Source organism: Caballeronia sp. LZ001 (genome assembly GCF_031450875.1).
In the GTDB taxonomy this organism is placed as follows: domain Bacteria; phylum Pseudomonadota; class Gammaproteobacteria; order Burkholderiales; family Burkholderiaceae; genus Caballeronia.
Genome location: NZ_JARTVX010000006.1, coordinates 42,651 through 58,611 on the forward strand (window position 1 = coordinate 42,651; position 15,961 = coordinate 58,611).

Genomic DNA, 15,961 nt, shown 5'->3' on the forward strand with positions numbered 1-15,961 from the left:
ACTGAGCGAGCTAAGTAGCTCGCGCTAGGCACAAAAGAACTGGCCGCTGCCGGGATACCGCAGACGGCCAGTTTCCTTATTAGCACCACCTCCGCCTCCGGCGTAGCCGATGGCTGCCTAGCACTTAGCTCGTCCTGGGCTTTTTTGGTTTGTGTCTAGGGGAAAAGGATAGCGGCGATGTCTCGGGCGCTGTGCAGGATGTGAATGACGTCGATGCGCTCGGGGTGCCCGGTGACGCGGTAGAAAATCCGGTAGCTGCCGTGAACGCGATGCCGCACGCCGCGATGTTCGTAGCGAGGCACGAGCGGGTAGGCGAGGGGCATGTCTGCGAGGCTCATGCACTTCTCGCGCAGCTCCCGAACGAAGCTCAAGGCACGGCGGGGATTGTTGCGGGCGATGTAATCGCCGATAGCCTCAAGCTCGGCCCCGGCGTCAGGAAGGATGCGAACAATCATTCCTTGCCGTTCACCATCGCCTGATACTTGGCTTCCAGCCGGTCGAACACCTCTTCGGCGGGTTTTCCTTGACCCGCGTCTGAATCGGCGATGCCTCGCTCGATCACGGTATCGAGCGCGGCAAGCTGCGTCTCACGATCCTGAATCAATCGCACGCCTTCGCGGAGCACTTCGCTTTTCGAGCCGTAGCGTCCTGACTCAACCAGCTTCGTGATATAGCCCTCGAGCTGTTGTCCAAGGTCTGCGCTAATCATGGTTCTGCCCTCCGAGTAGGTGCTAATAGTGCAACGCTTATCAACTATTATCAAGCGGGTGTGCGCGGGATTTGGAGGCTTCCTCTCAACCGTCGCGCGTATCTGTTCCGGCGTCATGTGTTTCATCTTGCCGTTCTGACAGACGCCCTCGATAAAGAAAGCGCCGTTCGGGCCTTTCTTGTCGATTGCCATCTTGCGCGCGTCTTTGAGGCACACGCCTGAATCGCGGACCTTCGCGTATTCAACAAACTTGCCCGCGAACGTGCCGCTGTCTACGTCGTTGGACGCGTATGCGCTGATAGCGAGCGTGCTCACGAAGGCAGCAAAAAATAGGTATTTCCCTTATCGTCCTTCGGCGCCGGTGCTGGTTGCCGGTAATTCATCAGATCATTCGAGTCAGTATGACCGGGGCACATCAAGGATGGAAGCAGGGCGTTGATCCTTCGTCAGTTTCCAAGGCCAGCGGTCGTCCTCGTGCGGCGAGCGAAAGACCGTCGGTCGGTCGAGCAAGGCAAGCATCCCCGCAACGTTAGCTCTCAGGAGTCGCTTGTTTTGCTTCCAACGCATCCGGTGGCATCGATCCCCGGGTCATACCACTAGCCCCGGAACTCAACCGATGCTCACTTCTCGCCGAGGCGGTCGTCTGTCTTTGGTCGAGCGTAGAAAGCCGCAGCTTCGCGCAACATCCGCTGCTTCTCGGCTTGAATGTAGATCGACGTCGTTTGCAGCGACGCGTGTCCGAGGATCCTCTGAACCACGTCGAGCGGCACGTCCTCAGCCGCGGCGTGCGTGCCGAAAGTGTGCCGGAACGCGTGCGGGGATGTCCCCGCCAGTAGCTTGATTTCCTCCACTGACAAGTCCTTACTCATCTCGGCAATCAGCCGCTTCATCGCCCACTCGATCATCTTGTTGATGCCGTCGACGTGGTAGGCGAGGGCGGTTCCGTCGGCGTACTTCTTTTGGCCCCGCATTGTCCGAGGAATAAAGAGCGTCGATAACAGGGGGCCGTCTTTCGCCGTTTCGAATTCCAGCCCGCGATCGCGCCAATGCGCCGTCAACGCCGCAATGGTCGCGGGGCTGACCGGAACTGTCCGTTGTTTGTTGCGCTTGCCCACGACGGACAGTTGCCAGATCGCTTCTTCGTCGTCGCCGTGATGCGTCGGGGACATCGCTTCGCGCCTCGCGTTGACCAGCTCTTCTCGACGCAGGCCCGAGTCGCCGCTCAGGAGCAGCGCAACCCGGATCGAGCGCCAATAGGCGCCGTCTACCCGGCCGCACTGCGCGTCGATGTGGGCGCGGATGCGCTGCCACAGCGCGGGTGTCAGGGCGCGTTCCACCTTGATCAGGTCTTCACGTTGTACAACGATCGGATCGGAGACGGCCGTCCACGGATTGCCGGCGAGGTAGCGCACGTTGACGAGCCACGCAAAAGCCGCGCGCAAGGCCCGCACCGCATACCTCTGGCTTTCTGGACTCAGTTCCGCGGTCGCGAATGGCTTCCAGCGGCCGCTGACGCGCGACGCGCGGGGACCCACGAAGTCGGGCGCGGGCGCGCGCAAGAAGTCTTTGTAGGCCTCGCAGTCGTCGGCCAGCAGCGAGCTCAGGGGTTTGCGCCTGACGGTGACCGACCAGAGCAGGAAACGCTCGAGTTCCTTGGTGTAGGCGCGGAGCGTCTTCGGTTGATCGCGGTAGTGATGGAGGTACGCCCGCACGGCGTCCAGATCGTGGCTCGCCCGGATGTACGGAAAGCTGCTATGGCGGTTTATGCCGTCGGCGCCGACGAGTTCGTGCGCCAGGCTCAGCCGTTCAAGGGGCACAAGGGCGCGCGAATCCGTATCGATCGTTACGAGTTCCGCCTCGGACACGCGGAGAGGATCGTCCAGCACGACGTCCGCTGCGACGTGCAGCCCGAGTTCGGCCTCATGCCGCCGCAGCCACGAGACGACCCGCTGCGCACGGCCCGGCCCGATGCGCGGCACCCCCCGCCACCAGCTTCCGCCGCGCCGGTTACAGAAGTCCACCAGATCGGCGAGTGTGCCGATACCCGCGTCTTTCAGCCGCCGTGCCACCAGCGGCCGGAACCACATGCCGACGCCGTGCGCCGGTTCGGGCCTGGCGACGGCCAACAACGCCGCCTGTTCGACCATCTTGAGCGTCACGGCCGTCAGCTTTGCGCTGCCGTGCGCTTTGGCCGAGGCCTTCAGGTGATCGGCCAGCACCGACGAGCCGTGCTCGAGCGCCAGCTCGACCAACTCCGCCTGCATGCGCCGCAGGAACGACTCGACCCAGCCGGGCGTCGCCTCGTTTCCATCGCCGTCCTCGGAGAAATACAGCCGCGTGATTGTCGCGGCGGGCACGCGCTGGACGAACGCCCGCAACGCGGCGAAGTGATTACGCGTGTACGCGGCGCGACTTTTCGTGACGATTTGCGGCTTGTTGGCCATGGCGGCGGCTTCTTGTCGTTGTTCGGAGGCCCGACGGGACGGGGCATAGACGCCGTACCGCGTATTTTACCCATTAAACGTAATCCTGGTAATACGAGTTATCAGGATTAGACGAATCTGTTGCACGAACCGAATCCGCTCTCTGACGTTTGCCAGCATGGGCAAAGCGCAGCATTAAACGCATGCGTGCTAATACGACTTATCACGCATGAAGAGTTGCACGAGAAGTCATCGTGCGTACCAAGACCGGCGCCAGACGTGCCCTGGGGCCGCCTCTAGAGGGCGGCGAGCATAGTCCCGGTATGCCCTGTAGCGCCGGAGGCGACGACCATGTATGAACCGAGAACCAGCAGGGTACGCGAGTTCCAAGCCGCATCCTCAACTGGTCGTGACGATTAATCGTTCGCTAGGGCTGGATGATTCAATCAGGACCTTCAACTTGGAGGCGACGGCCATCTGCGCGGGGAGAAGATGCCGCGTTTCGAGAATCCGAGTGACACGGCGCCTCCAGTAAGTCAGGGGCAGCATTGGGTTGCGGGCGACGATTTCCAGTGCGACCGCGCGCAGCAGATGCCCAAGATCTGCGTCGATCATAGAATATTCAAAAGCGGCAGAGGAAGGGTGGGGCTGAGGTTCCATGCCTTTATATCGGCATCGGAGCGAATTCCTATGCGTCTGCCGAGAGGATTCGAATGATTGGTGTGCAAGCATGTTGCGGGTCATGCTCGCGGCGATCGCCTTAACGGGGCGGGGCTTTATCAGTGTCACCCGGTCTACGCACAACCCTAGCCGTTTGCCTTGCCGCACGCGACCCGGCCGGCGCGGGCCCGCCTGTCCTTGGTCCGTGCGTATCGTTTAATACATATCTCAGCGTTCGACCGTCACTTGCGTTGGGTAAGATGGCGGTCAGTTCAAACTACGAGAGAACACAATGAACAAGCAGGACCTGCTCGACGCCGTCGCGTCGCAAACCGGAAACAGCAAGGTTGCTGTCGACGAGACGCTCACCGCAGTCTTGGCGACGATTACAAAAGAGGTGAGCGCGGGGCGTGCCGTGCAGCTCATCGGGTTCGGCAGCTTCGGCCGCGGCGAGCGCGCGGCCCGCACGGGTCGCAACCCGCAAACCGGCGAGGCCGTGGAAATCGCTGCCGCAAGGACGGTCAAGTTCACCGCGGGGAAAGCCTTCAAGGACGCAATCAACGCGTCTTGAGCGCTAAATTTTCCAGATGTAGGCGAATGCACGGCCTTATCAGAACAACTGGCTTTCGAGCGGAAGTAGGTTGGCCAACTTGACGGCCGTCAGGCGCTCACGCCCATCGGGATGAATCGAGCGGATCATGATGCGCTGACCGCGCGCCTCACCTAAGATCTCGACGATGCGTTCGCCGTAGCGCGCAAGCGTGCCGCGCGACGGCTTTTCCTTCGTACGACGGCGGGTCGTTGAGCGCATAAGGGAGCAGTAGCAAGTGTCGCTCTGATTATGCCAAGCTTTTGGCCTGCCGCGTGCATCCGTCAACCCACATCGAAAATAGGCACCCCCTTTATATATGCGTCGCTTGTTCGTTCGTCGCTCCCCCGTTCATGGAAGGGGCGTGTTCGCAGTAGCCCGGATCAGGGCGGGCGAGACCATCCTTGAATACAAAGGTAAGCTGATCTCGTGGGCAGTGGCCCAGCATCGCTATGAACGCTCGGCCGCGGAGGACGGTCATACATTATTTTTCGACCTTGATGACGGGCGCGTGATCGACGGAGCGCAGGGTGGCAACTCGGCGCGCTGGGTGAACCATAGCTGTGAACCAAACTGTGAAGGTGAGCAACAGGGCAGTCGCGTGTTTTTTCAAGCGCTCCGAGATATCGAACCGGGCGAGGAGTTGTTCATCGATTATCGGCTCTTCGTCGAAGGCCGAAAGACGTTAGCGCTGAAAAAGCTCTACGCCTGTCGATGCGGCGGAGCGCGTTGCCGGGGCACCATGTTGGCACTTTAGGCGGCACACGTGCTTGCGGCTGACCTGAACGCCGCTGCAGGAAGCGGCACATCAGTTTGCCAGGTGATCGATCGGGAGCGAAGCGGCATCGGCCTTTGCAATGTTCGTTATCGGCGTCTAGATTTGTCATCCGCCTAGCTGTCCTCTCAATGCAGTTCTTAGTGTGGTGAAGTCGCATGCCAGCACATAAATGGACTTTCGCGCCTCGCTTCAGACGCTCGGCGTTCGGGTGGAAATCGGCGCTGCCGATCCAGCGCATCAGAGAAGCGATTACTGAAATCCGTTCTACCGCGCGCATCGACCCGGTGCTGGGCGCAGAGGGCGCCGTCCTGCTGCTTGAAAAATTGTCGCCCGCGCTTGAGCAGGTGGATAGTTCCTCGGGCGCTTTGGGCAGCGCCGTCAATCGCGCAATCGATGCGCTGGTGCCGGTGATCGCCGCGGCCGACGTGCCGCGAGCGGTCCGGGAGCGCTGGTTGGAACGGCTGTTCGAAGCATTACAAGAGGACCAGATGCCGTACATCGAGAGTTTGGGCGAACACTGGGGCACGTTATGTGTCACGCCCGAGCTCGCTTCTCGGTGGGCAGACCAATTGCTGCCGCTCACACGGCATGTTGTGCAGGCGGACGAGTACGGATTTTTCGTCGGGACGATACCTTGTCTGAGCGCGTTACACGCGGCCGGCCGCTTCGATGAGGTGCTGGAGCTTGTCAGCCATGACCGACTGAAATTTTGGTGGTATCGCCGGTGGGCAGTCGAGTCCCTCGTTTCGCTCGGTCGCCCCGGCGACGCGATTAGTCTGGCGGAATCGAGCCGTGGACTCAACGCCCCGGAAGGCGCCATCGCACGGCGTTGCGAGGCGATTCTTCTCGACTGTGGGATGGCCGAGGAGGCCTATCAGCGATACGCGCTCGCGGCTAATCGGGCAGGGACCTACCATGCGACCTTTCGGGCGATCGCAAAGAAGTATCCGGATCATACGTCGCAAAGCATTCTTGCCGATCTCATTGAATCGGAGCCAGGCTCGCTAGGCAAATGGTTCGCCGCTGCGAAAGGCGCGGGCTTGCTGGATATTGCGCTTTCGCTTGCAAAGGATTACCCAACAGACCCCAAAACGCTCACGCGCGCGGCGCGCGATTTCACAGTGAAGCAGCCGTCATTCGCAATGGCCTGCGGATTGTGCGCTTTGCGATGGATGGATGCCGGCTACGGATACGAAATAGCGCCTAGCGACGTTCTCGACGCTTACGATGCGACGGTCGAGGCCGCGGCGGCAGCGGGCATCCCGGCGCTGGACGTGCAGGCTCGAGTCCGACAACTCGTCGGAGGACCTTCCTCGATTATCGCGAAGGTGCTCGCAACGAAACTAGCCTGACCTCGAGACTGCGGGCACGACGAACGGGCGGCTGCATTGGAACCGACGCGCGACCGAGTCAAAGCAATACTGCTTTCTGCAGTAGCTCGAGTGCCGTGAACTCGTCGAGTCGACCTGTACGCGCTTTACCCGCCAGCGTCTTGAGCAGCGCTTCAGCTATTGGCGAGATACCGTCCAGACCCTGCAGTCTGGTTGCCAAATCCGGTGGAAGATCAGCGTTCGCGAGTGCTCGTACCGGCACGCGATCACCGTCATCTTCCACGGCGTGCGCGTCGATCGCGGCGGTTTGTTTCGGCTCGTTCGTCGGGGAAGGATTCGCGGCATTTGCACTTCTGAGCTGCGGCTCAGAGACAACCGGCTCCAATTCACTCGCAGACGCAGCGGACGGCGTCTCACTCACCCGAAGAGAAGGAGGCAATCCATCCGATGCGCCGGCGTCATCGGTGGCAGCGCGAGACACTTGTTCTTGAGCGCTCGCGCGAGCGCGTGACGCGGGTGCGAGTAAAGCTGAGACGGACTCGGGAATTTCTGCTTCGGAGCGCGGCTGGTCCAACCAGCCAGTTGGCAAACCAAGCCGGTCGGTAAAGCGGTTCGCTTCTGCCTCGTCCATCCGCTTTTTTCCGTGCAGTCGATGCGCCATGTTGGACCCAGTCAGTCCCATGACGAAACCGAGCTTGGCTTTCGATCCGTTGCGCCCGGTGAGCACATGAAGGTTCGCGCGTCGGATGCTCTCGACCGTGGCGCCATCGTCGAGGCTCATTTGTTGGGGCGATGTTGCTTCGATTGTTGCCCGTCGACCGGAAGCGGTTTTTGCAGCGGCTTTGCCGGTTGTCTGCTTGGCAAATTGAGCTTGACCGATCTTCGCATTGCTATGCGGGCTCTTCGCTTTCTGAGATGGCATTTGTACACCCTCGGACGAACCGTCCGCAACAAACAACTGTTCTGGTTTAACTGAAACGACCGGTGCCGATGCCGACACCGATGCCGATGCCGGTACCGTCTGCGTTTTGACGTCGTCGTCCAGGTCGTCGTCCGTTCGAACAAACTCGAGAGGCGATTTCAAGCGAGCAATGAGCTCGGGCGAAAGGGCAGGGTAGGGTTGATCGAAGAACCCATGAGGCAGACCGAGCGTGGTCTCCATGTGGAAGGCCGTCTCGGGCGTGAATCTTTCGCCCTTCGTAAGTTCCGCGATACGCGATAGAGTGGAATCCAGCGCCAATGCGATATTCTCAGCGCCGACCGCATTGACCAGAAACTGAAACGACCGCGTCTTGATTATTGAGGCCGTCGCAGCGGACTCTCCGGAAGGCGACGAAGAGGACGTACGGTTGCGGGATGAGAGATTGGGTTTAGACAGATGATGAGGCTGGCGGGTGTTCGCCTGTTCTCGATATCCCGCATTTCGCCCGCGGGTCCGACTCATAGCTTAAGCTCCGTTGCGGCGCATTGACTTTTCAACTTCGGATTATATGCGAAGGGTCGTCGGACCCTGCTATGCGAAACCCCCTCGCCCGTTAGCGCGGCGTCATGATATGTGGGGACGGTCGCGTTCTCGGCCTTTGCCGACATTCGGTGTTCAGCCGGCGTGGGGCTGCAGCATGCAGTATTGCTGCCATTCGCTATGCAGCGCAGTCGAATGTCGTTTCCCGGACCCGGCGGACGAGTCTTGACGACCGGTTGCGGACGTTGGGCCCGGGGAGACCTCTACGGCAGCTTTTAGGGTGCAACAGTCACTCATACCCTTCCAGCGGGTCGACAAGTTCTCAGTTAGCGCGGACGTTGGGATCCTTCTGGAATGAATCACCGCAGCTGCTGGCTAACGGTGCCGCTACTCAACAGATCGTTTGGCGGGCGTCAGGCGTCGTGGGAGGAAGCTGATCCAGCAGAATTCTGTCGCGTTGCGCCGGCAAGTCAGACCAGGCGGCTATGCCAAGGAGCAATGCTGAGAAACGTTCGCTCGTCAGCATCGGGATCGCGCAGTTCAAGCAACCCAATTTTCACGAGCGTCTTTACGTAACCAAACAGTTTCTGACCGTACTCGTTGAGGTGCGCACCAAACACGAACTCACAATACTCGTTCGCGGCATTCGGGCCGAAGACCTCCTCACCATTCTTCAGCACAATTATTTCTCCGTCGTCAATCAGTTCTTCCTCACCCCAGCGATTCGTAAACGTATCCGGCTCGTAGTCATCAATAGCAAACAGGTCGAGATAGGGATAGCTGTCTTCGGGATCGATTCCGCCATGCTGCGAATGCTCGTGAATTACATCCCATCCGTCATCAACATCTCCCTCGAAATCGGCGGCCCGTTCCGCTACTTTGAGCTCATGGCGCATCTTGCTGAGCCACTTTGTCCATAGCACGCCGATCTCGACCGAACGAGTCTCGGCCGTGCCGGCGGCGAAAATCAAGTTATAGTCACGGCGGATCAATCTGACATCGGCTAGATCAGCATCAAGGGCTTTGGACCATTGCGCCATATCCGCGTATCGCAGCAAGATTGCAAAAGCCTGCTCGTCCAAGGCGCTTGATGCTGGCACTGTCACGGTGGCGGTTTTCTGTTCAAGAGTCAGGATGTCGCGACCCCAGGACTCAGCGATGTGTCTGGCCGCTGAACGACATGCAGCGCCGTGATGACCACGGTGCGCGCGGGCGTCTCGTCGACCACAATGCCCGCACCGGTCTCCGGCTTCCCATGCGCATATGTCGCATCGATCATGACGACCACATTCAAATGATCGATAGGATCAATTCCGTATGCGCTCGCTACCCATACCGCAAGCAGAATGCCGAAGAAGAGTCTCATTTCTAGCTTCCGCTGGAATCCGGCTTTATGCCGAGCACGCGTTGAAGCCACGCGCCGAAGGGCTTGAGGAAACCAGCGATCGAGATGACGAAGCCAATTGTTACCAAGAGACTCGACATCACGGCCGCGCCGGTTGTGATCAATGGCGAACTTCTTAGGGCGTCAAGTCCGGTTGGCATGATCGAGTGAGCCTTCGTGCCGCGCTCATGCGTCTCGACGTCGAGCGTCGCCGATCTGGCGGAGCCACTGGCGTACACGCCGATGCCGTCGCGCGCGAGTTCGAGTGTGCTTATTTCGACATCGTCGACATCGAGGCGCAGATCCGTTCCGTGATACAGCGGGATTTCACTGTTTGGAAGATCCAGAAACTGGATTCCGCCGTCGAGTAGACCGGCCGCGACGCCATCTCTGTTTTGCGCGCCTTTTTTAAGCCGATCCGGTCGACCCGCAAGCGCTTCGCAATGTCGCGACCGCAGCTCGCAAGCGGCAGAGGAATCGATGCGCTGTCCGCACGATCGGGAGTCGATGGGCGGTTCAGCACGACCTGGCATTCGGCGAGTGTGAAACGCATTTCTTCAGGGCCCTGGCCGGCATGGAACTGAAAGGTCGGCGCAGAATTCGCGATCGCTAAACGCTTGCCGTCGTCCTGCCGCGTATAGAGTGACGCGCCGCTTCCTGATTGAACCGAGAGCGTCGCGGCACGAGTCGGAAGCAGGATGTTGTAGCGAAACGGTGTCACGTCGTCGGCGCGGATCTGCACTACGTCGCCTGCCTGAAGCGATATGTCTATGCGATCGGGCGGGCTTCCGGGCGGCACGTCGCCGGGAGAACGCGAGAATCGCTCGGTCCCGCCGTCCGCGGAATCGACCGGCGTTCCCCATGCCGTCCAATCCGACGACTCAAGAGTGATTGTGCGGTCGCCCGCAACACGGAAAGCGAAGAACGATGTCTTTGCATGCAAGCGAAAGTCCGCGTCATTGGCGGGCATTGAGAGGTAGATCGTCGCGCCGAGAAGAATAAATCCACATCGATGCCAATGCTCAGCGCTTTGATCCATGCGGTTGGGGGACGCTCAGGCGCGCCTGCGTGTGCCTGCATCTCGACCGCCGGGGGCGCGCCAGTCGTCGGCGTATCGTCCGCACCGGCGGGTGCGCCCGCTACGGAAGATGCGTCGTCGGTATTCACGGGACCTCCTTTGGTACTACGATGGTCCCGTAGAAAGCTGGCATGGCCACGTGTAATTCGTCGTCGAACGCGGTAATGGATAGGCGATATCTGCCGGGCTTGAGGCTGGCTGGCAGCCGGATCGCGGATATCAGATTCGCGTTTGCCGCTGCGCTGGCCTTGGCGCTGATCTTGTCGCCGTTGAGGGAGGTCAGGGTCGCCGTAACATCGACCGCACGGGTGGCGCTGCGCACGAACAGGGCAAGTTCACGATCTCCCGATGCGGTAGCAAGGGCGCGAACGGGCCAGTACACGGTATCAGCGATATCTGCGCAACGATGCGAGCATGCGCTCAGCGCGATAGTTGAAACGTCAAGGGCGCCGTTGGCCGAATGTTCCACTGCCTGCTTGAGCACGTCCATCGGCCAAACGACGGGACTCTGAAGCGGCACCACTTCCTCGTCCATCTGATAGCGCGCTCTTGATGTCACGCTCATGGCGCGCAGATACGCGCTCTCGTGCGAGTCTCCGACCGCTTCGACCGTCAGTGTCTGATTCCGCCGCAGGTCGAATGCAATGGCGCCTTGCTGATATCCGACTAGAGAAACACCGTCGGTCAGGGCGACAAAATTCTTGAGTTCGCCCTCACAGCGCTGCCCACGCATCTTATAGCCGTAAGATTCGTCGCTTGCGGAATGAGGGTCGGCGAGACATCGAGGTTCAGCGTTGCTCGAATTCGGCGCAACGAAGTAAAGCCAGCCGATGAACAACAAACCGTAACGAGGCCGCCAGAGATAGCCCATGATTTTCCCCGTCGGCAAAAACGCCATGAGGTGGAAAATGTAGATCCGCGTGAATCCGCTCGTACCCGCTTGCACCGCGCCCACTCACCGGTTCTCACCGGCGCGCGTCAGCAAGCTGCAAGTGCTTTGCGTGCCGCCAGCAGGAATCGTAGCAGCTTGTCTCACCGGGAGCGAGCGATGATCGGAAGACTTGTGAAGCTTTGCCCAACGGGCTTTGGGGGAATGCGGTGTCCAATTGGCGAAAGTCCCTCCTTGGTCTTGCTCGAGGCGACAACGCCATAGTGCGCGAACGCCCGCCATCTGCAGGTCCCATTCAACGTCATCGCCACCGTTAACCCGTCCGCGACGGCCGGAATGACCGGTCGTTGAGCTCTGACACCGGCCATTCAGGCCACCGAGCTGCGGCCGTCTGCAAAGGGTCGCGAAGACTTATTCGCTTTTACCAGAATCCAACATTCACCTGTGCCGTGTCGCCAACGACAGCAAAGCGAAGTGGAGCAGCCGTGGTGACAGAACGGCGAATGTCGGCTAAGGCCGAGCAACAGTCCTTGCACACGTGTTGCCGTCGTACCGGTGCGAACCGTACGCGAGAAATTTTAAGAAGTGTAGGATGGTTGCGATTTCGTCTGTCAGGTTTTGGCGGAAAACGGGCGGTTAAGGGGAGAATAGCTAGTGTGTCAAGACCGTAGGTGACAGCCTGCAGTGCTGTACTTAAGAGGGGAGCAGGCCGCCCGAAGTCGGCTTTCAGGAGCAAGCTCCAAACCTCGCGGTGCTGCTGCGTTCAAAGGCGCGCTGTTGAGCGACTGTCGAAAAGTCACCCGTCAAAAGTCGCTGGTACGTATTGAGCAGATGAGCGGAAGCAAACCGTCCGATGACGCATCGTTGCTTATCTAAGGCGCTGTCAAAACTGGATGTGGAGCGACCATCCGGATGAGAGACCGTGTTGCCTGATGCTGTCTACCAAAGTCTGGCTCGCGCATAAGGACCGGCACTTAAGCGTAGCGCGAGTAGGATTTGCTCACCGTTTCCCCTTACCTGTTGCCTTAGCAGCATTCATTGGAGGAGCAATGTCGAAAGAAGAGAGTCCGATCGAGGCCGAAGCGTTAGCGGCGGTCGGGACGGAACGCTTGGCGACTCTGCTTGCAGAGGTGGCCATGACGAACCCGGGCGTACGGCGGCGGTTGCAATTCGAAGTGTCTTCACAACGAGGCGAGGACGTTGCACCCTCCGTGGACCAATGGATCTGTGAAATCGGCGAACAGACGTCGTTTCTCGATGCACAGGAGGTCGACGAAACGGCCGAAGAACTCGACGCGATGCGCGTTGCCATTGTCTCGGATATCTCCGGGGCGGCGCCAAATCTAGCGCCGGAACTGATGTGGCGGTTGTTCACGCTAGCCGGAACCATATTTGAACGGACCACTGAGGAAGGATGCGAACTTAGCTGCATTTTCGATAAAGCTTGTTTCGATCTGGTCGATCTGAGCGTCAAAGCAGATGTAGAGCCAGCAATATTCGCCGAGAGAGTTGTTGCGGCGATTGTGACCAACAACTACGGAGAATACCGTGCCCTGATTCGGGCTATCGCGTCAGCACAGCCCCGGGCACCTGCCTACGGCTCCGAGCTGAAGAACTCGCTCCAGCGATCGCTGGACAAACCATCCGGATCGGTAAATAGTCTGGACAGCAAGCGCCGCGTCTTCCATCAAGCCTTGCTGGAACTCGGATCCTTCTGTGCAACGTAGACCCCGGCTTTCGACAAAAAGCCCCGGAAAAGCGTTGCCTGGCAAGGTTTTCTGGGATTTCAGATTTGGGGGTAGGGCAGAAATACGCAAGGTGGTCGAAACTGCGCAAGCTGTCCGAGTGGTCCATCGATCAGGTGTAGTGCAGCCCCGACCGTCACGGGACGTCACGACCGTGTCTAAGACCCAAATCGACTGGTTATCGCTGCAATCTGCAGGAATAAGGCCGACGCGGGGTCGCACGTTTTCGACCATGAAGGTCTGTGGCGGATCGCAGTTGTTCAACGTGGTGAATGCGCTGCGCGTGCTCGGCCGCTGTAGGGCGAGAAAAGTCTGTCAACGTAGAATCCCGGCGTTGCAACGGATGACAGGTTCGAAGTGACCATGTTGCTCGCACTCCGACCGAAATAAAATGGTCAATTCGCATGAGTTCGTCTTAAACTCGTCAACTCACGTCTTAGACTTCGAATCCCGTCCGTAAGGTCCTGATCTTATGAAACTTCCATGAAGATTTCGGATTCCGTCTCGATAGGCTGCCGCCCGCATGGCGCGCACCAACTCGAAGCCATCAGGCGCGAAGTTGGCGCGGTGGTTGACCTTTAATCGTCGTCCCATATCGATCAGTGGGTGCTGTTGGAGGCTGACCCGCCCAGTCTCGGTTTGCGAATGCCTCGGACTCGTTCAGTTCAATGGGCAGCAGTACCTCGCGGACCTCTGGCTGCGTTACGCTGATTATCAAGAATCAGTTATCCTCTACGATTCAGCCCGCGCGTTCCACTCTAGTCTAAATTCAAACATGGCCTGATAAGGGTAGTTATCCAAATGTCCGTGTTTTCACGTCGTCTGCGAAGGCCCGCCGCTCCGGGTCGCGACGAGGAATGGCCGGTATGGAAGCGTCGAAAGGCCAGCACGACCCGTCCTGGCCGGTCACGGTCGATAGGCCATGTCAACGCAGTCCGCATGCTGACGCGCAAACCGTCAGCCGCGCAGCCAAGGAACAAGGGATGCTGCGAGCACTTGTTTCTTCCAACTTCCGGACCGGCCATGAAAATCCAATTGAAGCATCTCGATCAACAGACGATCGTCCTCACCGGCGCGACGAGCGGGATTGGTCTAGCCACGGCGCGGCGCGCCGCGAAGGCAGGCGTGCGCCTTATGCTGATCGCCCGCGACGAGACAGCGCTCGCCGTGCTTGCCGACGAACTTACACGCGACGGTGCGCCCGCAGTTGCGTACACGCCCGCGGACGTCGCCGACGAAAGCCAGCTTCAGGCCGCCGCCGATGGCGCGATCGACCGATTCGGGAGCTTCGACACCTGGATCAACAACGCGGGCGTCTCGGTCTATGGCCGCATCGCCGATGTATCGCTCGAAGACCAACGTAAGCTCTTCGAGACAAACTTCTGGGGCGTCGTGAACGGCTCGCGCGTGGCTCTAAAGCATTTGCGTGAACGCGGCGGTGCGCTCATCAATCTGGGCAGCGAACTGTCGGACGTCGCGGTACCGCTGCAAGGTCCTTACGTCGCGTCGAAGCACGCGGTGAAGGGCTTCACGAACTCACTGCGCCTCGAATTGAAGAATGAAAAGGTGCCCGTTTCGGTGACGCTTATCAAACCGGCGGGCATCGACACGTTGTTCGTAGAGCATGCGAAGAATTACCTTGACGAAGAGCCGAAGCTGCCGCCGCCGGTCTATGCGCCGGATATCGTCGCAAAGGCGATCCTTCACGCGGCCGTGCATCCGGAGCGCGACATTTATGTTGGCGGCGCGTCGCGCGCGATGGCGGGCTTCGGCCAACGCGCGCCGCGTCTCTATGACGCAATCACGAGCCTGCTTGGCGTGAAGGCGCAATCGAAGGGCGAACCGAAACAAAGCGGCGACGCGCTCTATGAACGCGGCGGCGACTTGCGGGAACGCTCGGGCAAGAATGGCCGCGTACGCGAATTCAGCCTGTACACCGACGCGCGGCTGCAACCGGCGGGCGCGCGGGCTGCATTTGCCGGAGCGGCTGCCGTGCTGCTCGTGATGATGGCGCGGCGCTACGTGCGCCAGACGCGCGACGCCTATTGACCAATTAGGAGCTGATCACGCACCGACTGAGTCGCAGTACCGCCGCCGCAAGCCTCGCATTCGCATTCGTCGCGCGATCCTCGCTCGCACAAGAGCCACAGGGCGATGCAGCCGCGAGTGCGCGCGGCTGCGACTGGTCGCGTAATTCGAACATCAGTTCACGGGTCTAACGGTCTCGCCGACGGGCCGGATCTTCGTCAACTTCCCGCATTGACGGATGTGACCCAGGCCATCCACGAGCCCGCGTCGTCGCCAGCATCACTTCGTTGGTTAATCCCTTGCATGGCAGCTGGTGTACCGATTGCTCGAATGTACGCGCAGGACGGAATAAATCAAGAAGTCAGAGAGACAGATACATGGATATCCCGAGGCAGGTCGTTTCGTTCTTAACTTCACGAGGTCTCAAGCTGGCTACCGCCGAGTCCTGTACTGCAGGCTTAATTGCATCGCTTATATCGTCGGTGCCAGGCAGCGGTGCCTGCCTGGATGTTGGCTTCATTACCTATTCGCCTTCCGGTAAAGCGGGATTCCTCGACGTTCAGGAGTCGACAATGGACAGGTACGGCTTGACCAGTGAAGAAGTCGCAAAGGAGATGGCAGAAGGGGCACTTCGCCTTGAGGCGTGTTGTGCAGATGTTTCTGTCTCCAATACGGGGGTGGCCGATGGAAACGCGGGTGATGTTCCCGCACCCGGTACCCAGTGTTTCGGGTGGGCGTTCAAGTTCCAAAATGGCAAGATCGAGTGCGTGACTGAAACGAAGATTTTCAACGGCGAACGTAACGACGTTAGACGTGCTGCGGCGCTCTACGCCTTGTCACGCATCGAACACCACTTCAACGGCCTGTCGAGCAGCTCATAGGAGT

The 15,961-nt window shown here is 59.6% G+C and carries 16 protein-coding genes and 1 pseudogene; 7 read left to right on the top strand and 10 right to left on the bottom strand.

Annotation, left to right across the window (positions count from 1 at the left end):
* Positions 1 to 155 precede the first annotated feature (155 nt).
* The 4 genes from P9292_RS40805 to P9292_RS40820 all read right to left on the bottom strand — a co-directional run bounded on the left by P9292_RS40805 (position 156) and on the right by P9292_RS40820 (position 3,747).
* On the bottom strand, positions 156 to 455 hold the full coding sequence (locus P9292_RS40805; RefSeq protein WP_309965556.1) for a type II toxin-antitoxin system RelE/ParE family toxin: 300 nt from the start codon (positions 453 to 455) through the stop codon (positions 156 to 158).
* Positions 452 to 901, bottom strand: coding sequence for a type II toxin-antitoxin system ParD family antitoxin (locus P9292_RS43410; RefSeq protein ID WP_409015575.1), 450 nt, complete (start codon positions 899 to 901; stop codon positions 452 to 454). The genes P9292_RS40805 and P9292_RS43410 overlap by 4 nt, the downstream gene beginning before the upstream one ends.
* 428 nt (positions 902 to 1,329) lie before the next feature.
* A complete protein-coding gene (locus P9292_RS40815; protein WP_309965559.1) occupies positions 1,330 to 3,153 on the bottom strand; it encodes a site-specific integrase in 1,824 nt (607 codons plus the stop codon).
* A 378-nt stretch (positions 3,154 to 3,531) separates the two neighbouring features.
* Positions 3,532 to 3,747: a hypothetical protein gene (locus P9292_RS40820; RefSeq protein WP_309965561.1), complete on the bottom strand. Its 216-nt coding sequence runs from the start codon at positions 3,745 to 3,747 to the stop codon at positions 3,532 to 3,534.
* A gap of 337 nt (positions 3,748 to 4,084) precedes the next feature.
* On the opposite strand from P9292_RS40820, the gene P9292_RS40825 reads away from it, so the two are divergent.
* A complete protein-coding gene (locus tag P9292_RS40825; protein WP_309965565.1) occupies positions 4,085 to 4,363 on the top strand; it encodes an HU family DNA-binding protein in 279 nt (92 codons plus the stop codon).
* Positions 4,364 to 4,402: 39 nt separating this feature from the next.
* Here P9292_RS40825 and P9292_RS40830 read toward each other — a convergent pair whose 3' ends face one another.
* Entirely contained in the window at positions 4,403 to 4,603 is a 201-nt protein-coding gene (locus P9292_RS40830) for a hypothetical protein (protein ID WP_309965569.1), read from the bottom strand.
* 97 nt (positions 4,604 to 4,700) lie between these two features.
* Here P9292_RS40830 and P9292_RS40835 point away from each other — a divergent pair, with 97 nt between their 5' ends.
* Both P9292_RS40835 and P9292_RS40840 read left to right on the top strand, forming a co-directional pair.
* Positions 4,701 to 5,138 carry an SET domain-containing protein-lysine N-methyltransferase gene (locus P9292_RS40835; protein ID WP_309965572.1) on the top strand — a complete coding sequence of 146 codons (438 nt, stop codon included), beginning with the start codon at positions 4,701 to 4,703 and terminating at the stop codon, positions 5,136 to 5,138.
* Positions 5,139 to 5,314: 176 nt separating this feature from the next.
* A complete protein-coding gene (locus P9292_RS40840) occupies positions 5,315 to 6,511 on the top strand; it encodes a hypothetical protein (RefSeq protein WP_309965576.1) in 1,197 nt (398 codons plus the stop codon).
* Between the two features lie 58 nt (positions 6,512 to 6,569).
* Here the strand turns inward: P9292_RS40840 and P9292_RS40845 are convergent, their stop codons facing one another.
* From P9292_RS40845 to P9292_RS40865, 5 genes are all read right to left on the bottom strand, one after another.
* Positions 6,570 to 7,934 carry a hypothetical protein gene (locus tag P9292_RS40845; RefSeq protein WP_309965579.1) on the bottom strand — a complete coding sequence of 455 codons (1,365 nt, stop codon included), beginning with the start codon at positions 7,932 to 7,934 and terminating at the stop codon, positions 6,570 to 6,572.
* 488 nt (positions 7,935 to 8,422) lie between these two features.
* A complete protein-coding gene (locus tag P9292_RS40850; protein WP_309965581.1) occupies positions 8,423 to 9,034 on the bottom strand; it encodes a hypothetical protein in 612 nt (203 codons plus the stop codon).
* Positions 9,035 to 9,081: 47 nt separating this feature from the next.
* Complete coding sequence (locus tag P9292_RS40855; RefSeq protein ID WP_309965584.1) at positions 9,082 to 9,318, bottom strand: hypothetical protein; 237 nt, start codon at positions 9,316 to 9,318, stop codon at positions 9,082 to 9,084.
* Between the two features lie 289 nt (positions 9,319 to 9,607).
* Positions 9,608 to 10,375, bottom strand: a complete 768-nt coding sequence (locus P9292_RS40860; protein ID WP_309965587.1) for a hypothetical protein — start codon at positions 10,373 to 10,375, stop codon at positions 9,608 to 9,610.
* A gap of 124 nt (positions 10,376 to 10,499) precedes the next feature.
* The gene (locus P9292_RS40865; protein ID WP_309965590.1) at positions 10,500 to 11,369 is read right to left on the bottom strand and encodes a hypothetical protein; all 870 of its coding nucleotides are present in this window, start codon (positions 11,367 to 11,369) and stop codon (positions 10,500 to 10,502) included.
* Between the two features lie 983 nt (positions 11,370 to 12,352).
* On the opposite strand from P9292_RS40865, the gene P9292_RS40870 reads away from it, so the two are divergent.
* The 4 genes and pseudogenes from P9292_RS40870 (at position 12,353) to P9292_RS40885 (ending at position 15,957) form a co-directional block, all read left to right on the top strand.
* Entirely contained in the window at positions 12,353 to 13,030 is a 678-nt protein-coding gene (locus P9292_RS40870) for a DUF6880 family protein (RefSeq protein WP_309965593.1), read from the top strand.
* A 98-nt stretch (positions 13,031 to 13,128) separates the two neighbouring features.
* Positions 13,129 to 13,343 (top strand): annotated as a pseudogene (locus tag P9292_RS40875) (NAD(P)H-dependent oxidoreductase); the annotation flags it as partial.
* Positions 13,344 to 14,071: 728 nt separating this feature from the next.
* Positions 14,072 to 15,097 carry an SDR family oxidoreductase gene (locus tag P9292_RS40880; protein ID WP_309965597.1) on the top strand — a complete coding sequence of 342 codons (1,026 nt, stop codon included), beginning with the start codon at positions 14,072 to 14,074 and terminating at the stop codon, positions 15,095 to 15,097.
* A 356-nt stretch (positions 15,098 to 15,453) separates the two neighbouring features.
* Positions 15,454 to 15,957, top strand: coding sequence for a CinA family protein (locus P9292_RS40885; RefSeq protein ID WP_309851412.1), 504 nt, complete (start codon positions 15,454 to 15,456; stop codon positions 15,955 to 15,957).
* The last annotated feature ends 4 nt before the right edge of the window (positions 15,958 to 15,961 follow it).